This window comes from Allorhizobium paknamense (assembly GCF_030815125.1).
In the GTDB taxonomy this organism is placed as follows: domain Bacteria; phylum Pseudomonadota; class Alphaproteobacteria; order Rhizobiales; family Rhizobiaceae; genus Allorhizobium; species Allorhizobium paknamense.
Map to the genome: position 1 here is coordinate 172,566 of NZ_JAUSWH010000010.1, position 21,617 is coordinate 194,182.

The following is a 21,617-nucleotide window of genomic DNA, read 5'->3' on the forward strand; positions in this document are numbered from 1 at the left end:
TTAGCCATGACCATCAGATGGTTCGCTTTCTCAGGTATGGCGCATGATGCGGCTGCAGTTTTTAAAGTATTTTCAGGAAAAGTGGAAAAGGGTTTTCCATCGGGAAATACCGAAAGACACCCTGAAGCCTGTTTTCGATGTCAATACAGTGATCGTCTGTCTTGGGGCAGCGGTTTTCGCAGTATTGACGATCTGGTGCCAGGTATTGAACTGGCGAGGACTGGTGTTCTCATCTGAAAGGCGTTTGATCGAAACGGCGCGGGCCATTGGTGTCCATACGGATGATGTGTTCCGGTTTGCGCAGCAGCCTCTCGGTCAACTTGTCGAAAGCGCTGAAAAGGCACATGCGGGCCAGGCGGGCTATCTCGGCCTGATTGCCCAGATGCATCAGGAAATTCAGCATTCCAAATTCTTGCGCAGCATTGCCTATGCGGATCAATCCGGGGCTTTGATCGAGTCCACCTTTCGGTCGAATGTCTCCGGCATGAACCTCAGCAATCGGGAATATTTCCAGTTTCATCGCTCAAATTCATCCTCCGCGCCACGTATCGGCCTGCCCTCGCAAAGCCAGACGGATGGAAAATGGTTTCTGCCCATCACCCAGCGTGTCAATCTGCCGGATGGCGGCTTCGGTGGGGTGATGATTGCGACCATCGACATCGACCATTTCGTATCCTTCATGCGCAATAGCGATCTTGGGCCTGATAACAGTTTCGTTCTGATGCGCGAGGACGGCAATATTATCTTGCGATTGCCGATCGATCCCGCAGCCATGCATACGAATTTGGCAGGCAGTGCTTTTTTCCGCGATGAAGTTTTGAAAAAGCATCAGGGCAGTTACGAATATCTATCGCCTTTCGACGGGATGCGGCGGATCAGCGGCTATTACCGCAGCCCGGAAACGGGTATTACCGTGCTGGTGGCGCAGTCCAAGCGGGCGCTGTTCTATGACTGGGTGGATTATTCGAAATATCCCTGGCTCTGTCTGATCACCACCGGCCTCATCGCTCTTGGCATGGCGTTGCGCTGGCTACGCCAGACAAAGCTGCGGGAGCAAAGCGAGCGGATCGTCGCTATGCGTGAGGCCGAACTGCGTTTGATCACCCGCACCTCCACTGACGCAATCGAGAAGATCGATAGCGCGGGTATCCGGCAATTCGTGTCTCCGGCCGCAGAGAAGCTCTATAGCCAGACGCCGGAAAGCCTGCTGGGCACCAGTATCTTCGATGCGGGCGGGAAGAGCCATCGCGGCATCTGGCTGGAGGCGCTGGAAAAGCTCTCAAAGGGATCGGAGAGCGAATTGATCCTTTGGGAGCGCCGCGCCGAAGGAACCGATCCGCTTTGGCTGGAAAGCGCGATCTCGGCGGTCAGTGCCGGCAATGTCAGCCGGCCGGAGGCCTTTGTTGTCATCACACGGGATGTCACGCAGCAGGAATTGAAGAAGCGTGAGCTTGATCTTCTGGCGCAGACCGACGGACTGACCGGGCTTTTCAACAAGCGGCATTTTTCCGAGATTTTGAACGACCTCATCGGTGAAGACAGGCGGGATTCTTTCACCATCATTCTGATCGATCTCGACAGGTTCAAACAGTTCAACGACACCTATGGACATCTGGCGGGCGACCATTGCTTACAGGCCGTGGCGAGAGCCATCCAGGACAGCGTGCAGGGCCATGAAGCTGTCGCGGCCCGGTTCGGAGGAGAAGAGCTTGCGGTTGTTCTGAGCGATTGCGACCGGCAGGATGCAGCGGTCATTTCGGAGATCATCCGCCGGAATGTTCAAGCTCTGGGCATTGAACACATCAACAATCACCCCTTCGGCCAGGTCACCATCAGCCTTGGTCATGTCACGGTCAGGCCACGGGAGACGTGGTCGGCGCAAGCCATCGTTGAGGCGGCTGACCAGGCGCTTTATGACGCCAAGCAGAAGGGACGCAATCGCTCCATCGGCGCTGGCCAGAGGCTTGAGAGGGCTCCGGACAGGCTCTTGAAGGCCGGTTGAAGCATTTCCAGGAAAAGTGCGTAGCGGTTTTCTGTCCGCAGACGTGGAAAGACAATGCTCTGAGGTTTGAAACCGGCAGGTTACCGATCAAAAGGTTCTCCGAGGGAGGCAACGCCGTTCAGCTTCAGAAGCCTCCGGTCGGCGGAGATGATGCCGAGCACGAGGATGGTGACGATATAGGGCAGGCTGGCGAGAAGCTGCGAGGGCAGGTTGACCCCGGTTGCCTGGGCGGCAAGCCCCATCAGGGAGACTGCCCCGAACAGGCAGGCGCCGAGAAAGACGCGGCCCGTGAGCCAGGTGCCGAAGACGACGAGTGCGATGGCGATCCAGCCGCGGCCCGCAATCATCCCGTCGGCCCAAAGCGGCGTATAGACGATGGCCGCATAGGCCCCGGCAAAGCCGGCCATCAGGCCGCCGAAGACAATCGCCGACAGACGCACCCCGATCACCGAATAACCGATGGCATGCGCCGCCTTCGGATTTTCACCCACAGCGCGGATCACCAGCCCGGCCCTGGTTTTTGTCAGCAGGTACCAGACGCCGAGGGTGGCCAGAAGCGCCAGCCACACGGCGATATCCTGCACGAACAGTCCACCCGCCACCGGAAGATCGGAAAGACCGGGAATGGCAAGCTTCGGCAGGCCGGTGACGGTGAGGCTTTCATAGCTTTTGCCGAACAGGGCTGACAGGCCCTGGCCGAGAATGCCGATGGCAAGACCCGCCGCCACCTGATTGGCGCGGATGCCGAGAATGACGATGGCGAAGAGAAGCGATAGCAGCGCCGCGCCCAGCCCACCGGCAAGGAAGCCCAGGAGATGTCCGCCGCCGTGATAGACCACGATGAAGGCGATGACCGCGCCGAGCGCCATCAGCCCTTCCACGCCGAGATTGAGAACGCCGGCCCGCTCCACCACCAACTCGCCCAGAGCGGCCAGCAGGAAGGGCGTGGCTGCCGCCAGCATGCCCGCGAGAACGAAGAGGATGCCGTTCATGATGCTCTTCCATTCAAAGGCGTGGCCCGGCTGGATTTCGGCCATTCCAACCGGTAGCGGACGAAGGTGATGCTGATCAGATAGGTCAGCAGCAGCGAGCCCTGAAACACCCGAACCGCTGCCACCGGCAGGTTGGCCGAGACCATGGCATTGTCGCCGCCGATATAGAGGGCTGCCATCACCAGGGACGAGAAGACGATACCGATGGGATGAAGATTGCCGAGATAGGCCACGATGATGGCCGCATAGCCATAGCCGGTGGCGATGGAGCGCTGCAATTGGCCGATCGGTCCTGCCACCTCGGCGGCTCCTGCCAGGCCTGCGGCAAAGCCGCCGATCAACAGCGACAGCCAGATGGCCCCCTTCTCGGAAAATCCGGCATAGCCTGCCGCCTTGGGCGCCAGGCCACCCACCTGAAGCTTATAGCCGAGAAAGCTCTTTTCCATGAAAATCCAGGCGGCGACCGAGAGCGCCAGCGCCAGCAGCAGGGACACGTTGACTCGTGTGCCTTCGATCAAGACCGGCACCATCGCATCGGACTGGAACATCACCGATTGCGGAAAGTTGAAGCCGTTCGGATCCTTCCAGGGGCCGAGCAGCAGGTAGACGAGCACTTGTGCGGCAATCAGGCTCAACATCAGCGAGACCAGGATTTCGTTGGCATTCAGCCTGGCGCGCCAGAAGGCGGCAATCGAGGCCCAGAGCGCCCCGCCGATAGCGCCGCACAGCAGCATGACCGGCCAGATCCATGCCCCCTCGGCCTCGGGATACCAGATGGGAATGGCGGAGGCGAAGATCGCCCCAAGAATGAATTGTCCTTCCGCGCCGATGTTGAAAACCTTGGCGCGAAAGCCGATGGCCAGCCCCTGGGCGATGAACAGGAGCGGCCCCATTTTCAAAAGAACCTCGGAAAATGAGGACCAGGAAATGAAGGGTTCCAGCAGCATGGCATGCATGACGGCGAGAGGCTCGCGCCCGATCAGCACGTAAAGCCCGCCGTTCAGAAGCGTGGCTGTTGCAAGGGCAATCACCGGCGCCAGCACCATGGCCGTACGAGAGGCCCGCTCCCGGCGCGTGAAATGGGGCAGGAAGGAAAAGGCCGTGATACTCATGGAAGAGGCGCATCCGTCTGGGTTTTCAATCCGATCATGTAGCGGCCAATCTCCTCCGGCTTCGTGTCCCGCGTCATCAAGGGCGGGCTGAGGGTTCCATGATGCAGGACCTGAATCCGGTCGCTCAGTTCGAACAACTCCTCAAGCTCCTCCGAGATCACCAGGATCGCCATGCCCTCATTGCGCAGGCGCACGAGCTTGCGGCGAATGTCTGAGGCCGCGCCGATATCGACGCCCCAGGTGGGCTGGGCCACGAAGAGAAGTTTTGGTGCGAGCATGATCTCACGGCCAATGATGAATTTCTGCAGATTGCCGCCCGAAAGCGCCCCTGCCTCCGCCTCCGGGCCGGAGGTGCGTACGTCATAGTCGCGAATGCAGGTTTCGGCAAAGATGCGCGCCTTGCGCCGGTCGATGAGCCCCTTGCGCAGCAGCTTCAGGGGATGCGCCGTCAGCAACCCGTTCAGGGTCAGCGGCATGTCCGGCACGGCGCCGCGACCAAGCCGGTCTTCCGGCACGAAGGCAAAGCCCAGCCTGCGCCGTGCGGCGGCGTCCAGGGTTCCGACATCGCGGCCCATCATGAAAATCCGGTCCCGCTCATGGCGGCCAAGCTGCGTTTCACCGGAGATCAGCGCGGCCAATTCGTTCTGGCCATTGCCGGAAATGCCGGCAATGCCAAGAATTTCCCCGGCGCGCAGCGTCAGGCTCACCTTGGCGAGCGGCGTGGCGAACGGATCGTCCGGCGTATAATCGAGACCGATGAGTTCAAGCCGCGTTTCGCCGGCGTCCATCGGCGCTGCGGGCGTCGGATCAGGCATGTCCCGACCGATCATCATGCGGGCCAGGGCATGGGCATCATGCGCACGCGGATCGACATGGCCGGTCACTTCACCCGCCCTCAGGATCGTCGCCCGGTCGCAGAGCGCCCGGATCTCCTCCAGCTTGTGGGAAATGAACAGAATAGAGACGCCGCCATCGCGCAGGCGTCTGAGGGTTTCGAACAGTTTTTCCACTGCCTGCGGCGGCAGCACCGAGGTGGGCTCATCGAGGATCAGCAGTTTCGGGTCCGTCATCAGGCACCGGATGATCTCCACCCGCTGCCGTTCGCCGACGGACAGCGTATGGACATGGGCCAGAGGGTCCACCTCCAGCCCGAACTCCCGGCCCAGCGCCCGCATCCGCTCCGCCAGATCGGCCTTCCTGCCCGGCATCACCAGCTGGATGTTTTCCACCACCGTCAAGGTTTCAAACAGTGAGAAGTGCTGGAACACCATGCCGATGCCGAGCCGCCGGGCTTCGGCTGGCGAAGCGATGGTGACCGCTTCGCCATTCCAGGACAGGCTCCCGTCATCCGGCTGTTCGACGCCGTAGATCAGCTTCATCAGCGTCGATTTGCCAGCGCCGTTCTCGCCGAGAATGGCGTGGATCGACCGCGGCGCGACGTCGAGATCGATGGCCTTGTTGGCCCTGATCTGCCCATAGCTTTTCGAAACGCCGCTGAGGGACAGGAGCGGGGTCGTCATGATCATGACTTGGGCAGCGGGGTGACGACACCCTTTACATGCCAGTTCATCGCGACGATGTCAGCGTCTGACAGGGTTGTGCCCGCCTTGACACCCTCGCTGCCATCCGCCCTGGCGATGGGGCCGGTAAAGGGTGAAAAGCTGCCGGCGGCGATCTTGGTTTCGAGATCCTTGATCTTCGCCATGGTGTCCGCCGGAATGGCGGGGTTCCAGTCCACGACCTCGACCACCTTGTCGGCCATGCCGAGAAAGGCATTCGCGCCCTTGAACTTGCCGGCGAGATGCGCATCGACGGAAGCCTTGAAGAAGGGTGACCAGTCGGTGGCGACACAGCCGAGATAGGTTTTCGGCGCGTATTTCTTCATCGAGGAATTGAGGTTGAAGGCGTAGATGCCAGCCTCCTCACAGGCCGAAATCACCGAAGGCGTATCCTGGGCGTTAGAGAAAATCACATCGCATTTCTGCGCGATCAGGGCCTTGGCAGCCTCCTGTTCCTTGGCCGGATCGAACCAGGAATTCACCCAGACCACCGACACTTCGATATCCGGGCGCACGGCTTGCGCGCCGAGCGTGAAGGCATTGATCGAAGTAATCAGTTCGGGAATGGCGAAGGCGGAGACGGAGCCGAGCTTGCCGGTTTTCGATACGGCGGCTGCCGCCATGCCGAGCAGATAGGTGCCCTGGAAATATTTGGCCGCAAAAGGCGAAAAATTCGGCGCCACCTGGAAGCCGGAGGCGTGCAGCACGCTGACCTTCTTATCCCGGCGGGCAATTTGCAGCGCGCCGTTCTGGTAGCCGAAGGACCCGGCAATCAGGAACTTGTTTCCGTCTGCCACGGTCTTGGTCATGATGCGGTCGGCATCGGGGCCTTCGGCAATGTTTTCAATCACGGTGACCTTCACCTTGTCGCCATAGGCGGCCTTTACCGGCTCCAGGCCTGCGGCAAGCGCATGGCCCCAGCCGACATCGCCAATCGGGGAGGGGACGACGAGGGTAATGCCCAGCGGTTCGTCGGCGGCAAGTGCCTTGCTGCTGCCAAGCGCACCGGCAAGGCCGGTCGCTGCTGCTGCCTGCATCAGGTGTCTGCGGGTAAGCGTGGTCATGATGTTTGTTCCCTTTTGTTCGTTTATAAACATATCTGCCGGTCACCATGTATCCGGACGTTAGAGCATAATCCGACCGGAGTGAAACGAGGATCGACAAGATTATGCTTCAAAAATAATATGTTAGAGCGCCGATCTGATTCAATCAGATCGAAAAGCGCTCTAAAGTTCAACGACGGGCGCCACGCTCGCAAACGAGGCTTCGGCATCCGCGAAAAGCTTTGCCTCGTCCAGACCGATGAATTCGCCTTTCTGCCAGACAATCCGGCCATTGATCATCGTCATATCCGTCGTCGCGCCGATGCCGACGCGCGGGATGAGGCTGAGCGGATCGTGCCGCGTGCCCACATAGTCCAGACGGCGGGTGTCGATGGCGAAGAGGTCTGCCGCCATGCCGGGCGCCAGGCGGCCAATATCCTTGCGTCCGAGCAGGCTGGCGCCGCCCGTCGTGCCGTAGCGCAGAAAATCGACCGGCGGCGGCACGGGATGCTGCCGTGTCGAGGCGGCAAGGCATTGCAGCATATAGGCGGAGTGCAGGCAGTGCATGAGATTGGAATTGTCGTTGGAGGCGGCGCCATCGCAGCCGAGCCCGACGCGCAGGCCAAAGGCCGCCATGGCCGGAAGATCGGTCACCTCGGCCCCGACGAGATAAACCGGTTCCGGGCAATGGGAGACACCGGTGCCGCTGGCGGCCATGGTTTTTAATTCGTCATGGGTCAGTTCCCAGCAATGGGCGTAGAAGGTGTCCGGTCCGGCAAAGCCCATGTCTTCCAGATAATCGACGGTGCGCAGGCCGTGACGCGCCCGCATCACCTCGCTTTCGCCCTCGCCGACATGGGTATGCAGGAAAACGCCGCGATCACGGGCCAGCGCCACCGATTCCACAAAGGTTTCACGATAGGAATTGACCGGCTGGCAGGGCGACACCACCACCTGTCGCATGCTGAAGGGGGCCGCATCGTGATAGATGTCGATCAGCCGGGCGCAGTCGCTAATGAATTCATCGGTGGTTTCCAGCATCTCGTCGGGAATGGTGGAGCCTTCCGATTTCGGCAGGCTGTTGCCGCCGCGCCCGGCATGAAAGCGCATGCCGAACAGGTCTGCCGCCTCGAATTGCCGATCGATCAACCGACGTCCGGCATGGCGGGGAAAATTGTATTGATGGTCGAAGGCAGTGGTGCAGCCGTGCTTGATCAGTTCCGCCATCGCCGTCACCGAGGCGTGGTAGAAGCAATCCTCCGTCAGACGCGAGAAGATCGGATAGATGCGATCCAGCCATTCGATGACGGAGAGCTTTGTCCAGTCCAGATCCGCACGGTTGCGTACGAAACACTGGAAGAAATGATGGTGGGTGTTGACGAGGCCGGGATAGACGAACCAGCCGCTGGCATCCTGAACCGTGGTTCCGGAGGGAAGGTTCTGGCTGACGAGGTTCGGGCCGATGGCCGTGATGGCCGGGCCTTCGGTCAGGAGATCGACATGGCGATGAACGACCGGCCCCGGTCCGTCATCGGCAATGACCGCCGCGCAATTCTTCAACAGATAACCCGTCATGTCATGCGGTCTCCAGAGGCGTTTCCGGCTCGGGCTTCAACTCGTGCAGCCGGTGGATGCCCGGCATTTCGATAAAGCCCGGCAGGGCGCGCAAGGCTCGCGACCACAGCCTGATCTTCGGATAGGGATCCAGCGAGACATTGCCATCCGGCGCCAGCGCCACATAGGGGAAGCAGGCGATATCGGCGATGGTGGGCCGCTCCCCCGATAGAAAACGATGGCCGCGCATCGACTGTTCGGCAAGGCCTGCCTCAAGTTCGCGCAATGCCGCAATGCCTGCCTTCTGCAAGGCCTCGATATGGCCGGGGATGAGCAGCATCTGATGCAGGCGCGCGCCTCCGAGGCTTGCCGTCAGCCGCGCGGAAAAGGCGAGCCATTGCTGGGTGCGGGCGGCTTCGACGGGCGTTGCCTGTCCCAGCCAGTCCGGGGCCGCCGTGGCGGCGATATAGGCCAGCATGGCGGAGGATTCCGTCAGCAGCACATCACCATCCTCAAGAATGGGAATGGTTCCTGCCGGATTGAGCGCCAGCATCTGCGGGCTGCGATGTTCGCCGCCGGGATGAAAATCCACCGGATGCAAATCCAGCCTGATACCGGCCAGCGCCGCCATCAGGCGCACCTTGTAGCAACTGGGCGAGAGAACATAATCGTAAAGCTTCATCACGCCACCAATTGCGCGCCATAGATATAGTTGTGGCGCTTCAGCCAGCGCCGATAGGCGACCGAGGTCAGATCGGCCCGGGTGGGAATTTCCTTGCCGGGATCGAGTGGCAGCAGGGCAGGGATCTGGTTTTCGAGAATGGAACGGTCCTGCAGGAAAATCGTCTGCTGGAAGTGAATGAGATCGGTCATCGGCGTGTCGTCATCGTAAAGCGCCATCCATGGCCAGACGTCACACATATCCTCGGCCAGTGGCTGCACGAAGAGGGTGATCACATCCCACTCGCCGGGCCGCGGCGGGCAGGTCTTGTAGAGCACCGAGCAAGTGGGGGCAGGCACCCGATACATATAATCGGTGGTAATGCCGCCGCTGGCCGATTTCGCCGCCTGCGGCTGGTAGAATTGCACCTGGGTCGCCCAGACCTCGTCTTCCTCCTCGCGGATTTCCACCTTGTAATTCTGGACCTCCGTATGGGGTTCGGAGCCGAGAATATCGGTGTGGACGAAGGGAAAGTGGGCAATATCCAGAAAATTCTCCACCGCCCGCAAAGGCGAGCAGCGTACTCGCACCACGCCAACCTCCACCAGCCGCCTGCCGGGCTGGTCAACCTCCGGAATGGCGAAGAGATCGTGCCCGGGCGTGCCGAGCGATGTCCAGATATGCCCGTAGCGCACCGTCACCGGCAGGGGACGGCCATCACGCGCGGTGACGGCGGCCTTGCCCGCGGCATCGCGAAAGACCTTGATCGGCTCACCCATCAGCATCGTGTCGCGGCCGGTTTCGCTGATCTGGCTGAACAGGCCGACCGGATACCATTCATCGCGCATGCCCACTCTGCTCATGCGGCTTCTCCTTCAAGGCAGAGCGCTTCCGCGCGGCGGCGCAAAGCCTCCACGGTGCGCGAGGCGGCAATGCGGTCCGCCGGTTTCGTCTCGGGCGGAACGAGGACATGGATCAGGATTTCGCCATTGCCCTCAGCCGACAACAGCAGGAATACGCCCTTCCCGGCATCGCCAAGCGGTAGCAGGCCTCGTTCGTCCATGGTGCTTTCCGCCGCAGCTTTCAGCGCCTCCACGGTGCTGACTACGGACAGGGAGCGAAGCGGACAGAGATCGGACAGATCCGGAGCCTGTGAAGACGGGCGCACATTCGCCGCCCAGATCATCCCGTCCCGTTCCGTGACGGCATAGGTTTCGACCCGAATGGCATCCGGCGGGGTCAGGCCGGGATGGGCGGGAATTTTCAGGCATTGCCCGGAGGTCGCGTAGCTCCAGCCATGGTAGATGCAGGACAGGGCCTCGCCACGGACAAAGCCATGGGAGAGACGCATGCCGCGATGGGGGCAGCGATCAGCCGAAACGGTGACCTGACCGGCGGCGCTGCGCCAGAGCGCTACGGTTTCACCACCGAGGCGGGCGGGCATCACAGTCAGGGCCGGTACATCGGCAGAAAGCGCAATCGGGGTCCAGGCACTCCTCAGAGGGGATGACATGATTGGAATGTCTCACATGCGTCTATATTTGCGAAGATCCCAGGAAGCCGCGCCCCTGGGTAATTTGAGGGGTTAGTGCATTTCCAGGAAAATGTGGAATCCGGTTTTCCGTCCGGAAATGCGGAAGAGCAGAGCGTTTCAGTGTTTCCATGAAACACTGAAACGCTCTAACGCAAATTTGCACAGATATTGCCCATTGGCAACGATGGGCTAAATAAAGTGCACAGCATAGGCATTCTATCAGGGAAGGATCAATGCCGACGGCAGAGCAAGGCCCGATCAGGGCAGGGGATGACGTTCGATGCTCTCGACCCAGACGTCGGCAGGGCCGAGCGAACACCCGACTTCCATCATGTCCAGCAGCTCTTCCGGGCCGGAGAGGTCTATCTCGATCCGCTCTTGCGAGGCCCGGGCAACAGAATGGGAAAGCCCCAGCCTGGCGGCATGACCGTCAATCCACGGGATGAAGCTTGCCGGTGAAAGCGCGCCTGCCATGATCATCCTGTGCAGAGGATAGGTTTTTTCGTCTTGCACCATGCCTGCCTTGATACCGTCTTGCTAATGATCGGTCTTACTGTAGAGGCAAATTTTGCGCAGACAAGGACAGCGATATCGTCCTTGCCAAGGGACCAGAGCATCATCCGACCGGAGTGAAGCGAGGATCGAAAAGCGCTCTAGATCTTTGTTTCTACGCATTTCCGGACGGAAAACCGGTTTCCAGTTTCCCTGGAAATGCTCTAGGGTGTGTGGGGATTCAGTTTTGGGGGAGGCGAAAACGGTGATTTTCGAGAACCGGCGCGGAGTGTACTTACGGTACATGAGCCTAGGTAAGCGCAGGAAATTGCCGTTTGCAGCCCGCCCAAAGCTGAATACCCACACACCCTAAACACCCCGTTCATCCGTCGCTATCACCTTCAACCGATAGCCGGTTGGAAACCACGGCCAGTCTCCGATCCGGCTGAGCAGGCTCCACAGGCCACCCGGCGAGAACAATGCGACGATCAGCGTGAGCAGGCCGAGAACGATCATGTAGCTTGCCCCGTAATGGCCGAAGAGGCGTGTCGCGAAGAAATAGAGCAGCGCGCCGATGATGGGGCCTTCCAGACGGCCGATGCCGCCGACCATGACGATGAAGATGCAAATGGACGACCAGTAGGGATCGAAACCGCTGCCGGGCGAAATCCGCAATTGGGCCATGTAGTAGATGGCGCCTGCAAGACCGGTTCCCATGGCAGCCGCCACGAAGATGGCGAAGCGCATGCGCGCGACGTTCACCCCCTGGCTCGCCGCCGAGACGGGGTCGTCGCGCATGGCCGTCATGGCAAGACCCTGCCGTGAGCGCAGCATGAGGAAGGTTCCGCCCACCGTGACGAGCAGCAGTAGTGCACACAGGATCGTCAGCCCGATCTCACGCTGGTGGGCGGTGAACTGTCCCATGGCACGCAAGGTCATGCCGGAGCCCGCATTCAGCATGGACAGATTGCCGGTCAAGAGCCGGAACACTTCCGCCAGCACCCATGTACCGATGGCAAAATAGGGTCCATCGAGCTTGCGCAGCAGAAGGTAGGATGGTGCGGCCAGGAGAGCAGGCAGGATTGCGGCCAGCGGAACGGCCAGAAACGGGTTGAGGCCGCCGTAAGCCGATAACACGAAAAGGCAATAGCCACCGGTTCCGATAAAGGCTTGCTGCCCCACGGAGACCATGCCTCCGTAACCGGCCAGAAGGTTCCACATCTGCGCAATCGCGATCAGGCAGGAGAGTTCGATGATCAGCCGGATCTGGCCGCTCGATGCCCAGAATGGCATGGTGGGGATTGCCAGAACGAGCAGCAGGGCGACCACGATGGCGATGCGGCTGGAGAGGGTCTGCCGGTGCACGAGAATAGTGGGAGAGATCAAGTCCGCCTCCTATCGATGAGACATGATGCCCTGGGGGCGCCAGGCCAGCACCAGGAGAAAGACGAGGTGGCCGATCAGAATACCCCAGCCGGGATCGATGCGTGAACCCACCACCTGCGCCACGCCGAGGATCAGTCCACCGGCGAAGGCACCCCAGATGGACCCCAGTCCTCCGATGATCACCGCTTCGAAGGCATAGATGAGCTGAGCACCGCCGTCGGAGGGAGAGACGGTTGTGCGTGCGGCCTGAAAAACGGCAGCAATCCCGAGGATTGCCACGGCAATCGAGGTTGCTCTTGCATAGACGACCCTGGTGTCGATGCCGCTCAGCGTGGCTGCGTCCTTGTCCGCGGCTGCCGCGCGCAGGGCGCGACCGAAGCGGGAGTTTTTCAGCATGACATGCATGCCCCAGGTCAGCAGTGCTGCAACCAGCACAATGCCCAGCGGCAGAACCCCGACGTGGAGACCGACAATGTCGATGGACTGCACGGCGAGAGGACCGGCATCCAGGGACCGCGTATCCGCCTGCCAGATCGTCAGCATCATGTTTTGCAGCGCCAGCGAAACGCCGAATGTGGCAATCAGCGAGGGCAGCGGATCATTGCCGACGAGATGGTTGAGAATGCCCCGTTGCAGCCCCCAGCCGATCAGGGCGCCCAGGGGGATGAGCAGGAGCATGATGAAACCGGGGCCGAGGCCGAAAGCGGCGGCCAGCGAGATCCCGATCAGGGCAAGGAGGACCACCAGATCGCCATGGGCGATATTGACGATGCGCATCACACCGAACATCAGCGACATGCCGATGGCATATTGTGCATAAAGGCCCCCGAGAAGCAGCCCCTGGATAACAGCGTCAACCCACTTCATGCTTCACTCCGAAATAGGCTTGTGTGATCTGCTCCCTCGTCACATCCGCGGATCGGGCTGTCAGCGTGATGCGGCCTTCCAGCATGCAATAGAAGCGATCCGAACTGCGGCTTGCGAGGGTGACGTCCTGTTCGACGAGAAGGATGGCGGTTCCTGCCTGTCGGATGACCGGCAGCATCTCGTAGATCTCCAGGATCACCTTGGGCGCAAGGCCGAGACTGATCTCGTCGCACAACAGCAGTTTCGGCTGCGTCATCAGGGCGCGACCGATTGCGACCATCTGCTGCTGGCCACCCGAAAGGGTCTCGACCGCCTGCCTTCGGCGCTCTGCCAGCACCGGAAAGAGGTCGTAGAGGCGTTCCAGCGTCCATGGACGCGCATTCGCTGCAACCGGGCGTGCATGGTCTGCGGCAACGCGCAGATTGTCCTCGACGCTCATGCCGCGAAAGAGCCTGCGCCCCTCCGGGACCATCGCCAGCCCATGGGCCACCAACGCATGCGCCGGTGTTTTCGACACGTCGATGCCGGCGAAACTCACCGAGCCGGAGCGTAAAGGAACAAGGCCGGTCAGGGTTTTGAGCAGGGTGGACTTGCCCGCGCCATTGGCGCCGATCAGAGCCACCACTTCACCGGGACTTATCTCGAAATCAACCCCAAACAGGGCCTGGAAATCGCCATACCCCGCACAGAGTGCCCGGCTGGCCAGAAGAGGAGAGACATTCATGCTTCGATCCCCATATAGATGCGGCGGACCTGCGGATCGTCCATGACCTCCTGCGGTCTGCCTTCGACGATTTTCTGGCCGAAGCTGAGCACGAGGAGCCGCTCGGCGACGGCCATCAGCGCATGCAGAACGTGCTCGATCCAGATGATGGTGACGCCTTTGTCACGGACATGCCCGATCAACGAGACCAGTTGTCCGGCTTCCGCTTCCGTCAGGCCGCCGGCAATTTCATCAAGGAGGAGGAGCTTCGGTTCACCCGCCAGCGCCCGCGCCAGTTCCAGCCGTTTGCGATCGAGCAGGGTCAAGCCTCCGGCTGGAAGATTGGCCTTGCCTGCAAGGCCGCAATCCTCTAGCAGCGCCGCGCAGGATTGATAGGCTTCGCGCTCGCTGCGTCCGGCTGCGAAGCGGGAGGCGACCAGCAGGTTCTCGAAGGTCGTCATCTTGGCGTAGGGCCGGGGGATCTGATAGGTCCGCCCGATCCCCCTCATGGCCCGTTTGTAGGAGGGTTCCCGATCAAGTGCCGTTCCATCCAGAACGATGGAACCGGTGTCGAAACCGATATCTCCGGAGATCAGGTTGAACAGGCTGGTCTTGCCGGCGCCATTGGGACCGAGAACGCCCAGCACCTCGCCTTTGCCAAGCTCGAAGCTGACATCCTGAACAACCCGCAGGGCGCCGAAACTTTTGGAGAGGTTGCGGACGGAGAGGATGACCCCGTCCGCCTGCCTCTGCACATCCGAATCCTTCACCAAGACTTCATCTCCAGGCTGCTTTCCGGCGGCATGATCGGATAGAGCTTTGTCTCGACGATCTTCAGGTCGTAGGGCCAGGTCTCACCCTTGCGCCATTGGCCGCCGAGTATCGGTGTTTTGGAGACATTCGGATGCGGTCCCTTGCTCCAGTTGACGTTGCCGACGACGGTGTCGAGATTGGTCGCCTTCAGTGCATCGCGGATCGCGGCGCGATCCGTCGGATCGGTGGCGCGCTTCAGCGTATCCACGACGATTTCCCACATGGCATGGCTGTAGCCGAGCGGTTGGGTCCATTGCTTGCCGGTCGCCTTTTCCCACTGGGCAGCCAGTTTGGCCGAGGTTTCACCGGTCAGGGTCGACGTATAGGGGAAGGCAGGCGTCCACCACACTTCGGTCGACATGCCGCTGCCCAGATTGCCCATGGCCTCGACGGCGGATGGAAACAGAAGTCCCGCCGCCACCGTCATGATCTTGGGCCGAAAGCCCTGCTGCGCCATCTGGATGGTGGCGGTTCTCAGGTCCGCCGGAAAAACCAGTCCGCCGAGGATATCGCAGCCGGCTTCCTTGAAGGCATTGATCTGCGCCGAAAAATCATTGGTGCGGATTTCGAACTTGGAGGGCGCGATGACGTCGAAGCCTGCCGCCCGCAGGACCGGAGGCAGGCCGATCTTCTCGTCGCCCCAGACTTCGCCATCCGCGTTGCGGGGCAGCAGCAGGCCGACCTTCTTGTTGCTGCCGGCGCTGTTCCACATGTTGACGAAGGTCTGGATGACGTCTTCCAGCCCCCAGAAGAAGTGATAGGTCCAGTTGAACGTCTGGTCGATACCGCCGCGCGGCAGAATGACCGCCTGCCAGGGAGCGGTCGAGGAAATCGTCGGCACCTCGAACAATTCCCCCTGCTCGGAAACCGGAAGGGTCACATCCGTCGTCGAGGCTGGTATCAGCATGTGGACGTTGTCGTTCTGGCATAGTTCTCCGGCCAGTTCCGCAGCGCGGTTGGGGTTGGATTGCGCATCCCGCTCGATGATGTCCAGCGCATAGGTCTTGCCACCGATGTCGAGACCTTTGGCCAGATGTTTGCGAATGAAATCGAGAGCAAAGGTGTCAGTTTCACCGAAAGGCGCCATCTGGCCCGTCTTGGGGCTGATAAAGCCGATCTTGATCGTTTGTGCTGACTGGGCGCGCAGATAGGACGGAGCCGAAAGAACCGTCGCGCCCGCGGCCAATCCCTTGAGGGCCCTGCGTCGGGTCATGCCCTTATTCAGCCAGCCACTCTGAAATCCGAATGTCATGTTGAAACCTCCCATGGCGATCTGCGTCCTCACGGCGTGTGCGGCACGGCAGTCGACAGCTTTCCCGGTTTCCACGCCCTCCAAGCGTGGACCGCAGGCCCCTGCGGGTGTTGCGGCAGGCAGGAGTGTAGACGCGACTATTTTCCCTGTCCCACCCCCTGAAACGAATGGGCGCGGACAGACAAAACAAGTGTCCCGGCCCGACAAACTTCCTGCGCGGCAATCACTATTCTCAATGGTGGGGCAACGATGCCCCGGATCTACTGGGAGGTAACCAACATGCCCGAAGCTGCAACAAATGAATTCTGGCGCGACATCAAGCCGATCGAAAACGTCTTCAAGCCGGACGCAAAACCCGAAGTCTATCTTCCCAATGCTGCAACCGGTGATGAGCGATACTACGTTCCCTTCACGGAAACAGTGTCTTCGCGCCCGCTGTGGATCTCGCCGGAACGCAACATGTGGTGCGACATCCTCATGGCCAAGAAGGCAGGTCTGGTGAACCGCCACTATCACCCCCACGAGGTCTTTGCCTATACGATCTCTGGCAAGTGGGGCTATCTGGAGCATGACTGGACAGCCACGGCGGGTGATTTCGTCTATGAAACGCCCGGTGAGGGCCACACGCTCGTCGCCTATGAAAGCGACGAACCGATGCGCGTTCACTTCAAGGTCACAGGGCCGCTGATCTGGCTGGACGAGCACGGCAATTCGGCAGGCACGTTCGATGTCCATGATTATATTGCCCTGGCCCGGGATCATTACGAAAAAGTCGGCATCGGCGCCGCCTATGTCGACGGGCTCTTCCGCTGATGGACCGGCTGAACGACACGGGCATCCTGTCCGCGGTCTGGTATGCGGCGAAAGACGTCCGGATCGAGCGGCGGGTTCGCCCCGCCCTCGAACCGGGCCAGGTGCGCCTGCGCGTCACCTGCTGCGGCATCTGCGGCTCGGACATGCACGAATATCTGAACGGGCCGCATGCCATCCCCGTGGGCACGCCGCATCCCATTTCGGGTGTGGCGGCTCCTGTCGTCCTCGGCCATGAATTCACCGGCGAGGTGCTCGAGACCAAGGGCGATTGCGGAGCGGTGAAGATCGGGCAGAGAGTGGCGGTAGAGCCGGAATATCGCTGCGGTACGTGTCCGGCCTGCCTGCGGGGCGATTATAATCTCTGCGAGAAGATGGGTTTTGCCGGCCTTATGGGCCATGGGGGCATGGCCGAGGAGGCCGTGCTGCCGCATTACATGCTGCACACGCTCCCCGATGCGGTGACGGACCGGCAGGCCGCCGTGCTGGAACCTGCCGCCGTTGCGCTGCATGCCCTGCGACGGTCGGGGCTGATGGCAGGCCAAAGCGTTGCGGTCGTCGGCGCCGGGCCGATTGGACTGCTTCTCGTCCAGTTCGCAGCCGTTGCAGGCGCAAGACGGATCGTCGTCAGCGATGTGTCCGAGGCCCGTCTGGCGCGGGCGCGCGCGCTTGGCGCAACCGAGACGGTCAATAGCATGTCGGGCCATCTGCCCACCCAGGCGCAAGGGGTGGATATGGCCTATGAGGCCGTCGGCGTGCAGGCCGCACTGGAGGACGCCATCCACAGCGTGCGCAAGGGTGGCAAGGTCATTCTGGTGGGGCTGTTCGGCGCACCTGCCCGGATCGATGCGTTCGACCTGGTCAATCGCGAGGTGGAGATCATCCCCTCATGCGGTTACCGGCATGTTTATCCCGATCTGATCGGCATGATCGCAGGCGGGGTGATCGACCCCTCGTTGATTGTCACGCGGCAGGTGTCTCTGGCAGATGTCGTCACCGATGGCTTCGAAAGGCTGGCCGTCCCGAATGACGATGTGAAGGTGCTGGCCGTTCCCTGAGCGGCCACACCCGTTCTGCTAGGTGTTTAGTCCCGGCATTTGACGGAAGACTTGCGTTTTGTCACACTCTGATCGCCCTCCGCGCCCGTTTGGGAACCGTGGCCGCGCCGGGGCAGGGAGGATAGCTTGAACATTGTACCGGGCATGGTTACCAAGCCGGGCGTTGCTTCGGGAGCGGTGACATTCGATACGCGCGCCGTTGCCCCGCATGAACGGATAGATCTGTGGGAAGAACATTGCGCCGAAAATGTCGTCGGCCTCAGATGTTCGTGCCTTTCGGAAAAAGGGCTGGACGCGCGCTATCGATATTTCGACTTCGGCCGCGTGAAGATGATCGAGATCGCCGGTGACGAGCACTTCATTGAGCGCACACCGCATCTGCTGCGGCGGCAGGAAAAGAACAGCGCCTTTCTGACGATGATCCTCAACGGCAAGATTTTCGTGAACCGGGCGGGACAGTGCGTGGTGGCCGAGGCGGGGGATGTCATTCTCTATGACACCAACCAGGCCTATATGCACGGTTTTCCCGCCTTTGCACGCCAGGTCATCTTTGAAATACCGGGGGATGATTTTCGCGACCGCTTCGGCGCATGGAGCCTGCGCGATGTGGTTCATTTCGGCGGTACGTCCAACCCGGCCAGAATGATACCCCTGGCTCTTCAGGATGTCATGCGACAGGCCCAGCTCTGCGCTCTTGCGGATGGTAAAGCCGCTGCGGACCTGGAAAACAAAGTATGGGACGTCATGGAAACGGCCTATTCCCTCGTCAGTGGCGGCGTGAGATCTGCCTATCATGCCCAGTTGCTGCTGCGGGCGCGCCGGTACATTGCCGAGCACCTGGGAGACCCGGAGCTTGATCCCTCCATGATCGCGGATTTCATGGGGATCAGCCTTCGCCAGCTCAACCGGCTTTTCGAGCGCGAAAGCCTGTCGCTGGTTGCCCACATTCAGGAAAAGAGGCTCGAAGGCGCGCGTCAGGATCTGCTGCGCCGCGGAAACTGTGGCATGAGCGTCTCAGACGTCTGTTACAAATGGGGCTTCAAGAGCCTCGCCCATTTTTCCCGCAAGTTCAGTGAGCGTTATGGCGTCAGCCCTTCGCACTGTCGGTGATCTCGCTCGTCCCGTTCTCAAAACAGGCGTTGACACAAGACGCGGGCTTGAACTGAGCCTGGGTTTTTTCCGTGTTTCCTGGAGCCACGGAAGCACTCTACTGCATAATTCCTTAAATCGAAATCGATTTAAGGAATTATGCAGCAAAACAAGATCCTAAAGCACATTGCATGAGGCTGATAAGCCGCAACGTGCTTCGGGCTCTGATTTTCCTAGAATTTTTCCGAGGTTAGAAGCGTGCAGCCCTTCAAACGGCAGGACATTTAACTGGATGTTATCTCCGGTGCTTTACATGCTAAGCAACAGTTGGGGGTCAGGAGTTGTAAAATGAAGAAAGTACCTATCCGTGGGCTTCTTTACCTGGTTGCCGCTGCACCACTGGCAGCCTTCCTATGGCTGAGCGGGCAGTTGGTTATCGACAGTTACTTAGCGTATCAGCGACTGAGCCAGCAGATGGTTGTGCAAAGGCTCGCTTCCGCAGGGGGCAGGATTGCGCAGTCCATGCCAGCGGAATCCTTTGCAACGCCTGACAACAGAGCCGGGCGCCGGCAAGAATCAGACGCGGCTTTTGCCGAGATGAAAGCAGCTTATGCCGCCTGGAAAGCCGAGGGCAATGCCGACGAAACGATAGAGCGTGCCTATAGCTTCATTCAGGACAAGGAAAAGCAGCTACCCGCCTATCGCGCCAAGGTGGATGCCGGTCAGCCGACTGCCGGCGAAGAGCAAACCATTCTTCAACCCGCCGCTGGCGCGGGTCTGCAACTGGTGCGCCGTTCGGCAGGAACGATCAACGACATCGATCTTGCCCGCTATATCGACGGTTATCACGCCTTGATGCAGGTGAATGATGCCGGGCTGATCGAGATCAATCTGGGAAAAACCTATCTTTCCGGCAAGACGCTATCGCAGCCCCAGGTGCAGTTCCTGTTCCTGGCAAGAGGCCTCAGGGACCGTTATCTTACCGTATTGCGGGAATTTCTCCCCTCGGATGTCATCACCCCGTTCACCGCCTTTTTCGACGGTCCCGAGGGGATGTTCATGTCCTCTGTTCGCGATCAGATGTATAACATGCAGGCTGGCGGCGAGAATGCCGGCAATCTCGAGCGCTGGACCAGGGATAGCGGGACCCAGGCTGGCCTGATGGCAGACCTGATCGCCAAGACGAGCCAGGCGCTCAGCCTGCAGGCAACGAACAAGCTGGACGATCTGAGAGGAGATTTTATCCAAAGCGCGATTATTGCGGTCTTTGTCTCGGCTCTGGTTCTGGCACTGTGTGTCATGGTTGTGCGCAGTATCTCGCGCATGGTTCGCTCCATTCAGCAGCGTATGAGCCGATTGGCCGAGGGCGATACGGCGACCGCCATTCCGTTCATTGACCGCACCGATGAAATCGGAGACATGGCGCAGTCGGTGGAAACTTTCCGTCAGAGCGCGATCCGCAATGCCGAGCTTGAGGCGGAGGCAGAGGCCAACCGTAGCCGCACGGAGGCAGAGCGTGCGCAAATGCAGGCCCGTGCGGAGGCTGAGGCGACGGAACGCCTGGAAAAGGCGACGCAGACCTTTGCCACCCATCTGCGCCGATTGGCCCAGGGCGACATGGTCTGCGAGATCAACACGCCGATGACGGCGCAATTCGAGAGGCTGCGCGGCGATTTCAACACCTCGGTGCATCAACTGCGTGAAGCCTTGCTGAGTGTGGGGCAATCCGTCTCCACCGTGACCAGCGGCTCCAAGGAAATTTCGGATGCCTCCAACGATCTGGCAAGGCGAACCGAGCAGCAGGCGGCTTCCCTGGAGGAAACTGCGGCGGCACTGGAGGAAATCACCGCCAATGTCGTGGCAACGTCCAAACGAACGGCAGAAGCCCGTGAAGTGGTGCGCAATGCGCGCAGCCGCGCGGATCAGTCGGGGACGGTGGTTCGCAATGCCGTGAGCGCCATGCAGCGAATTGAGGAATCCTCCCGCCAGATCAATCAGATCATTGCGGTGATCGATGAAATTGCGTTTCAGACGAACCTGCTTGCTCTCAATGCAGGTGTTGAGGCCGCCCGTGCGGGGGAGGCGGGCAAGGGCTTTGCCGTGGTCGCTCAGGAGGTGCGCGAACTGGCGCAGCGGTCCGCCAATGCGGCAAAGGAAATCAAAGGCCTGATCACCAATTCAGCCACGGCCGTTTCGGAAGGGGTCAAGCTTGTCAGCGATACCGGCGAGGGTCTGACCACCATTGAGCAACTGGTTCAGACCATCAACGCGCACATGGATGCCATTGCGACGGCCGCGCAGGAACAATCCTCCGGGCTGGCAGAGGTCAACACAGCCGTCAATCACATGGACCAGGCGACGCAGCAAAATGCTGCGATGGTCGAGGAGATGAATGCGGCGGGCGCGGGTCTGGCGCAGGAGAGCCATAAGCTGAGCGATCTTCTCGCACAGTTTCAGCTTGGCGGTGCTGCTGGACACGTGAGAGCGAGCGCTGCCTAAAGCATGCCGCGCAAAAGTGTGCAGCGGTTTTGCGATAACGACATGCGTTAAAGCAAGAGCTTAAAGCACGTTGCGGCTTATCAACCTCACGCAACGTGCTTGTCTTATGATTTTCCTGCTTCTTCGTGAGATAAAGAAGCGCCGGAGAGGGTGGCTGCCCTCTTCCGGCGATGGGGGACGGATCGTGGACG

Annotated in this window: 20 protein-coding genes; 6 read left to right on the forward strand and 14 right to left on the reverse strand. The window is 60.4% G+C overall.

The genetic code is table 11. The annotated features are described in order from the left end of the window. Nucleotides 1-6 precede the first annotated feature (6 nt). Nucleotides 7-237, forward strand: coding sequence for a hypothetical protein (locus tag QO005_RS15880; RefSeq protein WP_307159032.1), 231 nt, complete (start codon nucleotides 7-9; stop codon nucleotides 235-237). Beyond that, nucleotides 224-2,002 (forward strand): diguanylate cyclase domain-containing protein, encoded by a 1,779-nt coding sequence (locus QO005_RS15885; RefSeq protein ID WP_307159033.1) that lies wholly within the window; start codon nucleotides 224-226, stop codon nucleotides 2,000-2,002. The genes QO005_RS15880 and QO005_RS15885 overlap by 14 nt, the downstream gene beginning before the upstream one ends. 80 nt (nucleotides 2,003-2,082) lie before the next feature. Here the strand turns inward: QO005_RS15885 and QO005_RS15890 are convergent, their stop codons facing one another. The 14 genes from QO005_RS15890 to QO005_RS15960 form a co-directional block, all read right to left on the reverse strand. Then, the gene (locus QO005_RS15890) at nucleotides 2,083-2,994 is read right to left on the reverse strand and encodes an ABC transporter permease (protein ID WP_307159034.1); all 912 of its coding nucleotides are present in this window, start codon (nucleotides 2,992-2,994) and stop codon (nucleotides 2,083-2,085) included. Then, nucleotides 2,991-4,106, reverse strand: coding sequence for an ABC transporter permease (locus tag QO005_RS15895; protein ID WP_307159035.1), 1,116 nt, complete (start codon nucleotides 4,104-4,106; stop codon nucleotides 2,991-2,993). The genes QO005_RS15890 and QO005_RS15895 overlap by 4 nt, the downstream gene beginning before the upstream one ends. Further along, entirely contained in the window at nucleotides 4,103-5,626 is a 1,524-nt protein-coding gene (locus QO005_RS15900; protein WP_307159036.1) for an ABC transporter ATP-binding protein, read from the reverse strand. Before QO005_RS15900 ends, QO005_RS15895 begins: the two co-directional genes overlap by 4 nt. A gap of 2 nt (nucleotides 5,627-5,628) precedes the next feature. Beyond that, nucleotides 5,629-6,729, reverse strand: coding sequence for a BMP family ABC transporter substrate-binding protein (locus tag QO005_RS15905; RefSeq protein ID WP_307159037.1), 1,101 nt, complete (start codon nucleotides 6,727-6,729; stop codon nucleotides 5,629-5,631). 162 nt (nucleotides 6,730-6,891) lie between these two features. Beyond that, a complete protein-coding gene (locus QO005_RS15915) occupies nucleotides 6,892-8,283 on the reverse strand; it encodes an amidohydrolase (RefSeq protein WP_307159038.1) in 1,392 nt (463 codons plus the stop codon). Between the two features lies 1 nt (nucleotide 8,284). Next, on the reverse strand, nucleotides 8,285-8,944 hold the full coding sequence (locus QO005_RS15920; RefSeq protein WP_307159039.1) for a glutathione S-transferase family protein: 660 nt from the start codon (nucleotides 8,942-8,944) through the stop codon (nucleotides 8,285-8,287). Then, the gene (locus QO005_RS15925) at nucleotides 8,944-9,786 is read right to left on the reverse strand and encodes an aromatic ring-hydroxylating oxygenase subunit alpha (RefSeq protein ID WP_307159040.1); all 843 of its coding nucleotides are present in this window, start codon (nucleotides 9,784-9,786) and stop codon (nucleotides 8,944-8,946) included. The genes QO005_RS15920 and QO005_RS15925 overlap by 1 nt, the downstream gene beginning before the upstream one ends. Next, nucleotides 9,783-10,436, reverse strand: a complete 654-nt coding sequence (locus tag QO005_RS15930; RefSeq protein ID WP_307159041.1) for a Rieske 2Fe-2S domain-containing protein — start codon at nucleotides 10,434-10,436, stop codon at nucleotides 9,783-9,785. Before QO005_RS15930 ends, QO005_RS15925 begins: the two co-directional genes overlap by 4 nt. Before the next feature lie 279 nt (nucleotides 10,437-10,715). Further along, a complete protein-coding gene (locus tag QO005_RS15935; RefSeq protein WP_307159042.1) occupies nucleotides 10,716-10,931 on the reverse strand; it encodes an acylphosphatase in 216 nt (71 codons plus the stop codon). Between the two features lie 387 nt (nucleotides 10,932-11,318). Next, the gene (locus QO005_RS15940) at nucleotides 11,319-12,335 is read right to left on the reverse strand and encodes a branched-chain amino acid ABC transporter permease (RefSeq protein ID WP_307159043.1); all 1,017 of its coding nucleotides are present in this window, start codon (nucleotides 12,333-12,335) and stop codon (nucleotides 11,319-11,321) included. 9 nt (nucleotides 12,336-12,344) lie between these two features. Then, nucleotides 12,345-13,202 carry a branched-chain amino acid ABC transporter permease gene (locus QO005_RS15945; RefSeq protein WP_307159044.1) on the reverse strand — a complete coding sequence of 286 codons (858 nt, stop codon included), beginning with the start codon at nucleotides 13,200-13,202 and terminating at the stop codon, nucleotides 12,345-12,347. Continuing rightward, nucleotides 13,189-13,926, reverse strand: coding sequence for an ABC transporter ATP-binding protein (locus QO005_RS15950; RefSeq protein ID WP_307159045.1), 738 nt, complete (start codon nucleotides 13,924-13,926; stop codon nucleotides 13,189-13,191). Before QO005_RS15950 ends, QO005_RS15945 begins: the two co-directional genes overlap by 14 nt. After that, nucleotides 13,923-14,678 (reverse strand): ABC transporter ATP-binding protein, encoded by a 756-nt coding sequence (locus QO005_RS15955; RefSeq protein WP_307159046.1) that lies wholly within the window; start codon nucleotides 14,676-14,678, stop codon nucleotides 13,923-13,925. The genes QO005_RS15950 and QO005_RS15955 overlap by 4 nt, the downstream gene beginning before the upstream one ends. Continuing rightward, nucleotides 14,672-15,931 (reverse strand): ABC transporter substrate-binding protein, encoded by a 1,260-nt coding sequence (locus QO005_RS15960; RefSeq protein WP_307159047.1) that lies wholly within the window; start codon nucleotides 15,929-15,931, stop codon nucleotides 14,672-14,674. Before QO005_RS15960 ends, QO005_RS15955 begins: the two co-directional genes overlap by 7 nt. Before the next feature lie 318 nt (nucleotides 15,932-16,249). Between QO005_RS15960 and QO005_RS15965 the strand changes: the two genes are divergently transcribed. The 4 genes from QO005_RS15965 to QO005_RS15980 all read left to right on the forward strand — a co-directional run bounded on the left by QO005_RS15965 (nucleotide 16,250) and on the right by QO005_RS15980 (nucleotide 21,426). Next, nucleotides 16,250-16,783, forward strand: a complete 534-nt coding sequence (locus tag QO005_RS15965) for a 2,4'-dihydroxyacetophenone dioxygenase family protein (RefSeq protein ID WP_307159048.1) — start codon at nucleotides 16,250-16,252, stop codon at nucleotides 16,781-16,783. Further along, nucleotides 16,783-17,838, forward strand: a complete 1,056-nt coding sequence (locus tag QO005_RS15970; protein WP_307159049.1) for a 2,3-butanediol dehydrogenase — start codon at nucleotides 16,783-16,785, stop codon at nucleotides 17,836-17,838. The genes QO005_RS15965 and QO005_RS15970 overlap by 1 nt, the downstream gene beginning before the upstream one ends. Nucleotides 17,839-17,964: 126 nt before the next feature. Beyond that, the gene (locus tag QO005_RS15975; RefSeq protein WP_307159050.1) at nucleotides 17,965-18,948 is read left to right on the forward strand and encodes a helix-turn-helix domain-containing protein; all 984 of its coding nucleotides are present in this window, start codon (nucleotides 17,965-17,967) and stop codon (nucleotides 18,946-18,948) included. A 501-nt stretch (nucleotides 18,949-19,449) separates the two neighbouring features. Continuing rightward, a complete protein-coding gene (locus tag QO005_RS15980; RefSeq protein WP_370878089.1) occupies nucleotides 19,450-21,426 on the forward strand; it encodes a methyl-accepting chemotaxis protein in 1,977 nt (658 codons plus the stop codon). Nucleotides 21,427-21,617: the final 191 nt, after the last annotated feature.

Bases quoted from the DNA above. Each gene is read 5' to 3' on its own strand.
- QO005_RS15880 (WP_307159032.1), top strand. From the start codon at position 7: ATGACCATCAGATGGTTCGCTTTCTCAGGTATGGCGCATGATGCGGCT.
- QO005_RS15890 (WP_307159034.1), bottom strand. From the start codon at position 2,994: ATGAACGGCATCCTCTTCGTTCTCGCGGGCATGCTGGCGGCAGCCACG.
- QO005_RS15895 (WP_307159035.1), bottom strand. From the start codon at position 4,106: ATGAGTATCACGGCCTTTTCCTTCCTGCCCCATTTCACGCGCCGGGAG.
- QO005_RS15900 (WP_307159036.1), bottom strand. From the start codon at position 5,626: ATGACGACCCCGCTCCTGTCCCTCAGCGGCGTTTCGAAAAGCTATGGG.
- QO005_RS15905 (WP_307159037.1), bottom strand. From the start codon at position 6,729: ATGACCACGCTTACCCGCAGACACCTGATGCAGGCAGCAGCAGCGACC.
- QO005_RS15915 (WP_307159038.1), bottom strand. From the start codon at position 8,283: ATGACGGGTTATCTGTTGAAGAATTGCGCGGCGGTCATTGCCGATGAC.
- QO005_RS15920 (WP_307159039.1), bottom strand. From the start codon at position 8,944: ATGAAGCTTTACGATTATGTTCTCTCGCCCAGTTGCTACAAGGTGCGC.
- QO005_RS15925 (WP_307159040.1), bottom strand. From the start codon at position 9,786: ATGAGCAGAGTGGGCATGCGCGATGAATGGTATCCGGTCGGCCTGTTC.
- QO005_RS15930 (WP_307159041.1), bottom strand. From the start codon at position 10,436: ATGTCATCCCCTCTGAGGAGTGCCTGGACCCCGATTGCGCTTTCTGCC.
- QO005_RS15935 (WP_307159042.1), bottom strand. From the start codon at position 10,931: ATGGCAGGCGCGCTTTCACCGGCAAGCTTCATCCCGTGGATTGACGGT.
- QO005_RS15945 (WP_307159044.1), bottom strand. From the start codon at position 13,202: ATGAAGTGGGTTGACGCTGTTATCCAGGGGCTGCTTCTCGGGGGCCTT.
- QO005_RS15950 (WP_307159045.1), bottom strand. From the start codon at position 13,926: ATGAATGTCTCTCCTCTTCTGGCCAGCCGGGCACTCTGTGCGGGGTAT.
- QO005_RS15960 (WP_307159047.1), bottom strand. From the start codon at position 15,931: ATGACCCGACGCAGGGCCCTCAAGGGATTGGCCGCGGGCGCGACGGTT.
- QO005_RS15965 (WP_307159048.1), top strand. From the start codon at position 16,250: ATGCCCGAAGCTGCAACAAATGAATTCTGGCGCGACATCAAGCCGATC.
- QO005_RS15970 (WP_307159049.1), top strand. From the start codon at position 16,783: ATGGACCGGCTGAACGACACGGGCATCCTGTCCGCGGTCTGGTATGCG.
- QO005_RS15980 (WP_370878089.1), top strand. From the start codon at position 19,450: ATGCCAGCGGAATCCTTTGCAACGCCTGACAACAGAGCCGGGCGCCGG.